The organism is Streptomyces scopuliridis RB72 (assembly GCF_000718095.1).
Lineage (GTDB): Bacteria > Actinomycetota > Actinomycetes > Streptomycetales > Streptomycetaceae > Streptomyces > Streptomyces scopuliridis.
The window spans coordinates 1-9,619 of the sequence record NZ_JOEI01000039.1; the positions used below are offsets into that span (position 1 = coordinate 1).

Sequence of the window (9,619 nt, forward strand, 5' to 3'; positions counted from 1 at the left end):
TCCCACTTGCCCTCGCTCGCGGTCGCGAAGACCTCGGCGCCCAGATGGTTCGCCACCTGGATCGCCGCCATGCCGACACCACCCGCACCGGCGTGGATCAGCACCTTCTCCCCGTGCCGCAGCCCGCCCAGCTCCACCAGCGCGTAGTAGGCCGTCAGGAACACCAGCGGCATCGAGGCCGCCGTCTCCCACGACCAGCCGTCGGGCAGCCGGGTGAGCAGCCGCGCGTCGCCGACCACCAGCGAGCCGAAGCCGCCGGACACCAGGCCGGTGACCGGGTCGCCGGGCCGCAGGCCGGTCACGTCGGGACCCACTTCGGTCACCACGCCCGCGGCCTCGCGCCCCATGCGTCCGGCGTCGCCGGGGTACATGTCGAGGGCCTTGAGGACATCGCGGAAGTTGACACCGGCGGCCCGTACGTCGATACGGACCTCGCTGCCGGTCAGCGGAGCGAGAACCTCCGGGAACGGGGCCAGGGTCAGCCCGTCCAGACTGCCCTGCGTCTCACTGTCGAGCCGCCACGGCACTCCGGCCGGCGGCACCAGCCCCGTACCCGACTCCAGCCGCGCGAGCCGGCCCGCCAGGATCGCGCCGTCACGGATCGCCACCTGGGGCTCGTCCGTGCTGAGGGACCGCGCGAGTGGCGCGGCGCCGTCGTCCGTGAGGCCGAGGTCCACCAGGCCGAAGCAGCCGGGGTTCTCCGTCTGCGCGGAGCGCACCAGGCCCCATACCGAGGCCGCCGCGATATCGGTGGCCTCCTCGTCACCGGCCGCCATCGCGCCCCTGGTGACGAACACCAGCCGCGAGCCGGCGAACCGCTCCTCGGCCGCCCACCCCTGCGCGAGCGCCAGTACGTCGGTGGTCAGTACGTGGGCGGACTCCGCCACCCCGTCCCGGTCCCCGGACACGGCGACCAGCACCACGTCCGGCACCGGGGACTCCCCCGCCGCCAGCGAGGCGAGATCGGCGTACGTCTCGACGCGCGCCCCGGAGGCCGCCAGTCCGTCGGCGAGCCCGAACGCGTCGGGCCCCACCAGCGCGACCGCCTCGGGCACATCCGTACCGGACTCCACCGGCACCGGAACCCAGTCGAGGCCGAACAGCGCGTCCCTGGCCAGCGCGGTGTCTTCGCTCAGCTCCTCGCTCGACACCGCCCGTACGAGAAGCGAATCGACCGAGGCGACCGGCGCTCCGGAGAGATCGGCGACCGCGATCGACACCGCGTCCCGGCCGTTGTCGGCCTGGGCGATGCGGACCCGCAGCGCGGAGGCGCCCGTCGCGTGGAGCGACACGCCCTCCCATGAGAACGGCAGTCCTCCGTTGCCCTGCTCGCCGTCGCCCGCGAGGAGCGAGGCGTGCAGCGCGGAATCGAGCAGCGCGGGGTGCAGACCGAACGCGGCGGCGTCGCTCTCCGCGCTCTCGGGAAGGCTCACCTCGGCGAAGATCTCACCGTCACGCCGCCAGGCGGCGCGCAGGCCCTGGAACACCGGGCCGTAGGCGAAGCCCAGCTCGGCGAACCGCTCGTAGCAGCCCTCGGCTTCCAGCGCCTCGGCACCCTCCGGCGGCCATACCGTCGCGTCGAGCCCGTCGGCCGGCGTCCGGCCTCCGACCGTCAGCACACCCATGGCGTGCTGTGTCCACGACCGCTCGTCGGCACCGTCGAGCCGCGAGTGCACCGTGATCGAGCGCCGGTCCGCGTCGTCCGCGACCCCGACACGCACCTGCACCTGGACCGCGCCGCCCTCCGGCAGCACCAGCGGCGCCGCGAGCGTCAGCTCCTCGACCCGGTCGCAGCCGACCTCGTCACCGGCGCGGAACGCCAGCTCAAGCAGGGCGGTTCCCGGCAGCAGGATCCGGCCCATGACCGCGTGGTCCGCGAGCCAGGGATGGGACTGGACGGACAGCCGACCGGTGAACAACGCGCCTTCACCCTCGGCGAGTTCGACCGCCGCGCCCAGCAACGGGTGTTCGGCGGAGCCGAGTCCGGCGGCGCGCACATCACCGGCGGCACCGGCCTGTGAGCCGGCCGGCCAGATCCACTGATGCTGGAAGGGGTACGTGGGCACATCGACCCACGCCGCGCCGGTTCCGGCGAACACCGCCGCCCAGTCCACGGGAACGCCCCGTACGTACAGCTGTGCCAGAGCGGTCAGCGCGGCGGGCTCGCCCGCCCGGTTCTTACGGAGCAGGGGTACGGTCACGGCGCCGTCCGGTACGGACTCCTGGGCCATAGCCGACAGCACACCGTCCGGGCCCAGCTCCAGGAACGTGCTCACGCCCTGCTCACCGAGCGTCCGTACGCCATCCGCGAAGCGGACCGCCTCGCGGACATGCCGTACCCAGTACTCGGCCGAGCACAGCTCCTCCGCCGACGCCAGACCACCCGTCAGGTTCGACACCACCGGGATACGCGGCGCCAATCACCACGGACGTCGGGCCGTTGACGGCCGCGATGGACACTTCGCCGGACAGCAGCGGCAGGACCTCGTCCTCCATCGCCTGCACCGCGACCATCGCACCACCGGTCGGCAGCGCCCCCATCAGCCGCGCCCGCGCCACCACCAATGTGCAGGCATCCTCCAGTGAGAACACGCCCGCCACATGTGCCGCCGCGATCTCACCGATCGAATGACCGGCGACGAAGTCCGGGACCACACCCCACGACTCCACCAACCGGAACAGCGCCACCTCGACGGCGAACAACGCCGGCTGGGTGAACCCCGTGTCGTTCAGCAGCTCCGCGTCCTCGCCCCACATCACCCCACGCAGCGAACGCCCCAACTCGGCGTCCAGCGCGGTCAGTACGGAGTCCAGCGCCTCCGCGAAGACCGGGAACCGGCCGTACGGACAGCAGCCGCCGCGCCTGATCCGCCAGCGCCTCGGGCGTCCGGCCCGAGAGCACCCACGGCACCACGCCCGGCTCGACAGCCGGGACTTCGGACCCGGCGAGCACCGTTCCCCGGATGACGGTGGGCGGCTGCTCCAGGATGACGTGGGCGTTCGTACCGCTGATGCCGAACGACGAGACACCCGCCCGACGCGGGCGACCGGCCTCGGGCCATTCCACCGGCTCCGTCAGCAGCTCCACCGCGCCCGCCGACCAGTCGACATGGGTCGACGGCTCGGTCACATGGAGCGTCCGCGGCAGCACCCCGTGCCGCATCGCCATCACCATCTTGATCACACCGGCGACACCGGCCGCGGCCTGCGTGTGACCGATGTTCGACTTCACCGAACCGAGCAGCAGCGGACGCTCGGGGTCGCGGTCGCGCCCGTACGTGGCCAGCAGCGCCTGCGCCTCGATCGGGTCGCCGAGCGTCGTCCCCGTACCGTGCGCCTCCACCACGTCGACATCGTCGGCCGAGAGCCCGCCGCTGGCGAGCGCCTGGCGGATCACGCGTTGCTGTGAAGGCCCGTTCGGGGCGGTGAGGCCGTTCGACGCGCCGTCCTGGTTGATCGCGCTGCCGCGCAGCAGGGCGAGCACCTGATGGCCGTTGCGCCGCGCGTCCGAGAGGCGTTCAAGCACGAGCATGCCGACGCCCTCGGACCAGGCGACGCCGTCGGCCGACTCGGAGAACGCCTTGGACCGGCCGTCGGGGGCCAGGCCGCGCGCCCGGGAGAACTCGACGAAGGTGCTCGGGGTGGACATGACGGTGACACCGCCGGCCAGCGCCAGCGAGCACTCACCGCCACGCAGCGCCTGCGCGGCGAGATGCATGCCGACCAGGGAGGAGGAGCAGGCGGTGTCCACGGTCACCGCCGGGCCTTCGAGCCCCAGAGTGTAGGAGACACGGCCGGAGGCCACGCTCGGCGCGCTGCCGTTGCCGCGGAAGGCCTCGTACTCCTCGCCCGTGAGCAGCGGGCCGTAGTCGTTGTACATGACACCGGCGAAGACACCGGTCCGGCTGTCGCGCAGTGAGACGGGGTCGATGCCGGCCCGCTCGACGGCTTCCCACGAGAGTTCGAGCAGCAGGCGCTGCTGGGAGTCGGTGGCCATCGCCTCGCGGGGCGACATCCCGAAGAAGTCCGGGTCGAACTCGCCGGCCGTGTGCAGGAATCCGCCCTCGCGGACATGGGTCCTGCCGGGGTGGTCGGGGTCCGGGTCGTAGAGCCCGTCGAGGTCCCAGCCGCGGTTGGTGGGGAAGCCTGAGATGGCGTCGCCGTCCTCCGTGACGAGCCGCCAGAGGTCTTCCGGCGAGGTCACCCCGCCCGGGTAACGGCAGGCCATGCCGACGATCGCGATGGGGTCGTCGGCGACCGGCGGCAGCGCGGCCACGGGCGCGGCGGGTGCTTCGGCCTCGGTGCCGAGCAGTTCGTCGCGCATGTGGTCGGCGAGGGCGCTCGGGGTCGGGTAGTCGAAGACCATGGTCGCGGGCAGCCGCAGGCCGGTCACGGTGTTGAGTCCGTTGCGCAGCTCGACCGCCGTCAGCGAGTCGAAGCCGAGGTCCTGGAACTGGCGGGATGCCTCGACCTCCGCGGCGTCGGCATGGCCGAGCACCTGCGCGACCTGGCCGCGTACGAGGTCGAGGAGGATCTCACGGCGTTCGGCGGCGTTCAGTCCGGTGAGCCGCTGGGCGAGGCCGCCCGCCGTCTCCGAGACCTGTGCGGCGGCGCGCCGGCCGGGGGTGCGGATGAGGCCGCGCAGCAGGGGCGGGATCTCGCCCTGGGTACGGAGGACGGGCAGGTCGAGGCGTACGGGCGCGACGGCCGGCGCGTCGGTGGCGAGGGCGGCGTCGAAGAGCGCCACGCCCTGGTCGACGGAGAGCGGCGGCATACCCGAGCGCGCGATGCGCTCCACGTCGATGTCGGTGAGTGTGCTGGTCATGCCGACGCTCTGGGTCCAGGGGCCCCAGGCGAGGGCGAGGCCGGGCAGTCCGCCGGCGCGCCGGTGGGTGGCGAGCGCGTCCAGGAAGGCGTTTCCGGCCGCATAGTTGGCCTGGCCGGGGCTGCCGAGGGTGGCGGCGACGGAGGAGAAGAGCACGAACGCGGCCAGGTCGAGTCCGCGGGTCAGTTCATGGAGGTTCCAGGCGGCGTCGGCCTTGGGGCGCAGCACGCTGTCGAGCCGCGCCGGGGTGAGTGAGCCGATCACGCCGTCGTCGACGACACCGGCGGTGTGGATGACGGCGGTGAGCGGGTGTGCGGCGGGGACGGCCGCCAGCAGTTCCGCGAGGGCGGTCCGGTCGGTGACATCGCAGGGGGCGACGGTCACCTGGGCGCCCTGTGCGGTGAGTTCGGCCTTGAGCGTCTCGGCGCCGTCGGCGGCGAGGCCGCGGCGGCTGACGAGCAGCAGGTGCCGTACGCCGCGCTCGGCGACCAGGTGCCGGGCGAGGACGCCGCCGAGTCCGCCCGTACCGCCGGTGATGAGGACGGTTCCCTCGGCGTCCCAGGCGGCCCGCTCCTCGGGGACGGGGACGCGGGTCAGACGGGCGGCGAGCAGTTCCCCGCCGCGCACCGCGAGGTCGGGCTCGTCGGCCGCGGCCGCGAGGGCGGAGACGAGGATGGCCGGCACGGCCTCCGGGGGGAGTGAGGCCGTGCCGGGGTCGATGTCCAGGAGGCCGAGGCGTCCCGGATTCTCGGTCCTGGCCGTGCGTACGAGGCCGTGGACCGAGGCGGCGGCGAGGTCGTCGCCCGTCAGCGCGCCGTGGGTGACGAACACCAGGCGCGCGTCGGCGAACCGGTCCTCGTCCAGCCACCGCTGTACGTCTCCGAGGACGCGGGCGCCGAGGGCGTGGGTCGCCGCCACGACGCCCTCGTCCGCGTCGGCGGGTGCGCCGACGGCGGCGATCAGGACCACGCCGGGGGCCGGGCCGTCCGCGGCCGCGAGCGCGGTCAGGTCGGGGTGGACCGTCACCGGGGCGCCCGCCGTACGCAGCGCGCCGGCCAGGCCGAGCGGGTCGGCGCCGATCACGGCCACCGCGTCGGGTCCGGCCGGGGCCGGGCCCTTCACCGCGGTCCACTCCACGCGGAACAGCGAGTCCCGGTGCACCGCGCCGGCCTCGTCGAGGCTCTCTGTGGGGACCGTGCGCGAGACGAGGGAGTCCACGGAGAGGACCGGGCCGCCCGCCGCGTCGTACACCGCGATGGAGACGGTGTCGTCGCCCGCCGGGGACAGCCGGGCGCGTACCGCCGTGGCGCCGGAGGCGATCAGTGACACGCCCTCCCAGGCGAACGGCAGTCCGCCCCGGCTGATGGCGCCGAGGTCGGTGAAGGCCGCCGCGTGCTGGGCCGCGTCGAGCAGCGCCGGGTGGAGACCGAAGGCGCTCGCGTCGGTGTCCGCGCCCTCCGGGAGGGTGACGTCGGCGTACACCTCGTCGCCGCGCCGCCAGGCGGCGCGCAGGCCCTGGAAGACGGGGCCGTAGTCGAAGCCGAGTCCGGCGAGCCGTTCGTAGCAGCCGTCGAGGTCGACGGGTTCGGCGCCGGCGGGCGGCCATACGGTGGCGTCGAAGCCGGGGTCGGGGGCGCCTGTGCCGGGGGCGACGAATCCGGTGGCGTGCTGCGACCAGGGGAGGTCGAAGCCGTCCTCGACGCGCGAGTAGATGCCCAGCGGGCGGCGTCCCGAGGCGTCGGCGGCGCCGACGCGCACCTGAAGCTGTACGGCGCCGTGCTCGGGCAGTGCGAGCGGCGCGGCGAGGGCCAGTTCCTCGACGCGGCCGCAGTCGACCTCGTCACCGGCGCGGATGGCGAGCTCGACGAAGGCCGTCCCGGGCAGCAGGGCACGGCCGCGTACGCCGTGGTCGGCGAGCCAGGGGTGGGACTGCGTGGACAGCCGGCTGGTGAACAGCGCGCCCTCGCCGTCGGCGAGTTCGACGGCCGCGCCGAGCAGCGGGTGCCCGGCGGAGCCGAGTCCGGCGGCGCGCATGTCGCCGGCCTTGTTGAGGGTGACGGCGGGCCAGAAGCGCTGGCGCTGGAACGGGTAGGTGGGCAGGTCGACGCGGCGGGCGCCGGTGCCGTCGTAGAGCCCGGCCCAGCGCACGGTGGCGCCGCGGACGTGCACCCGCGCGAGGGCGGTGACGGCGGCCAGTTCCTCCGGGCGGTCCTTGCGCAGCAGCGGCACCATCGCCGCCCGCTCCGTCAGCGAGTCCTGGGCCATGGCGGAGAGCACGCCGTCGGGGCCCAGCTCCAGCAGGGTGGTGACGCCGCGTCCGGTGAGGGTGCGGACGCCGTCGGCGAACCGTACGGCTTCGCGTACGTGCCGTACCCAGTAGGCGGCGGAGCACAGCTCCGCGACGTCGGCGATCCGGCCGGTCACGTTCGACACGACGGGGATCGTGGGTTCCTCGTACGTCAGGCTCTCCGCGACGGCGCGGAACTCCGTCAGCATCGGTTCCATGAGCGGCGAGTGGAAGGCGTGCGAGACGCGCAGCCGGCTGGTCTTGCGGTCCCGTGCCTCGAAGTGCGCGGCGATGTCCTGTACGGCGCTCTCGTCACCGGCGATGACGACGGACGTGGGTCCGTTGACGGCGGCGATCGACACCCGTTCGGTGAGCCCGGTGAGCAGCGGGGCGACCTCGTCCTCGGTGGCCCGTACGGCGACCATGACGCCGCCGGCGGGCAGGGCCGCCATCAGCGAGGCGCGGGCGGCGACGAGGCGGCAGGCGTCCTCCAGCGAGAACACGCCCGCCACATGGGCGGCCGCTATTTCACCGATGGAGTGGCCGCCGACGAAGTCGGGGGTGACGCCGAGCGAGGCGACGAGGCGGTAGAGCGCGACCTCGACGGCGAAGAGGGCGGGCTGTGTCCAGCGGGTCTCGTTGAGCGGATCGGGGTCGGTGCCCCAGACGATGTCGCGCAGCGGGCGGTCGAGGTGGGTGTCGAGCGCGTCGGCGACGGCGTCGAAGGCTTGCGCGAACACCGGGAATCCGGCGTGGAGTTCGCGTCCCATGCCGAGGCGCTGGGAGCCCTGGCCGGAGAAGAGTACGGCGAGCAGGCCCTCGTCGGCGACGCCGTCGGCGAGCACGGTGGGTTCTGTGTCGGCGGTGGCGCCGGCGAGCAGGACCGACCGGTACTCGAAGACCGAGCGGCCCGCGGCGAGGGAGTGGCCGATATCGGCGGGCCGGGTCCCGGGGTTGCGCTCGATGAAGGAGAGCAGCCGGGCGCGCTGGTCGGCCAGGGCGGCGGCGGACCGGCCGGAGAGGGCCCAGGGGATGACACCGGGCAGCGCGGAGTCCTCGGCGGGGGCGTCCTCGGTGGCCGCCGGGGCCTGTTCGAGGATCACATGCGCGTTGGTGCCGCTGACACCGAAGGAGGAGACGGCGGCGCGCCGGGCGCGGCCCGTCTCGGGCCAGGCGAGGGGCTGGTCGAGCAGTTCGATGGAGCCGGTGGTCCAGTCCACGTCGTGGGAGGGCTCGCCCACGTGCAGGCTGCGCGGCATCAGTCCGTGCCGCATCGCCATGATCATCTTGATGACACCGGCGGCGCCCGAGGCCGCCTGGGTGTGCCCGATGTTCGACTTCACCGACCCGAGCCGCAGCGGCTGTTCGCGGTCCTGGCCGTAGGTGGCCAGCAGCGCCTGCGCCTCGATCGGGTCGCCGAGGGTCGTGCCCGTACCGTGCGCCTCGACGATGTCCACCTCGGCGGGTGCCAGCCGGGCGTTCTCCAGGGCGGCGCGGATGACGCGCCGCTGTGAGGGGCCGTGGGGCGCGGACAGGCCGTTGGAGGCGCCGTCCTGGTTGATCGCGCTGCCGCGCAGGACGGCCAGGACCGGGTGGCCGGCCCGCTGGGCGTCCGAGAGGCGTTCCAGTACGAGGACGGCGGCGCCCTCGCCCCAGCCGGTGCCGTCGGCGTCCTGGGAGAACGACTTGCAGCGGCCGTCGGCGGCCATACCGCTCTGGGCGGTGAAGGAGACGAAGGGTCCGGGCGTCGCCATCACGGACGCGCCGCCCGCAAGGGCCATGTGGCACTCGCCGTTGCGCAGGGACTGCGCGGCCCAGTGCAGCGCCACCAGTGAGGAGGAGCAGGCGGTGTCGACGGTGACGGCGGGGCCCTCGGCGCCGAGCGTGTAGGAGAGCCGGCCCGAGATGACGCTCGCGGCGTGCCCGGTGGTCGAGTACAGCTCGGCGTCCTCGTCGGACGCCTTGATGACCGTGGCGTAGTCCTGCCCGGCCGTGCCGACGAACACCCCGGCCCGGCTGCCGCGCAGTGTGGCCGGGTCGATACCGGCGCGCTCCAGGGCCTCCCAGGCGACTTCCAGCAGCAGCCGCTGCTGGGGGTCCATGGCGACGGCCTCACGGGGGGAGATCCCGAAGAACCCGGGGTCGAAATCCGCCATGTCGTAGAGGAACCCGCCCTCTTGGGCGAGGCTGCGGCCGGGGCCGTCCCCGGCGAGGCGCTCCAGGTCCCAGCCGCGGTCGGCGGGGAAGCCCGCCATGACGTCGCGGCCTTCGGTGACCAGCTCCCACAGGTCCTCGGGGGAGGTGACCCCGCCGGGGTAGCGGCAGCCGATGCCGACGACGGCGATGGGCTCCTCGGCAGCCGCCACCAGCTGCTGGTTCTGCTGACGGAGCCGCTCGATCTCCTTCAGGGAGGACCGCAGCGCCTCGACGTACTTGTTGGTGGACGTGCTCATCGGACTCTCCAGATCTCTTTCAGTTCGCAGGTGCCGCGGCGACCGGCGACGTCT

General features: G+C 73.8%; 1 pseudogene. It reads right to left on the bottom strand.

The annotated features are described in order from the left end of the window. A pseudogene (locus IF11_RS37235) lies at positions 1–9,595 on the bottom strand (SDR family NAD(P)-dependent oxidoreductase); the annotation flags it as partial. Positions 9,596–9,619 lie beyond the last annotated feature (24 nt).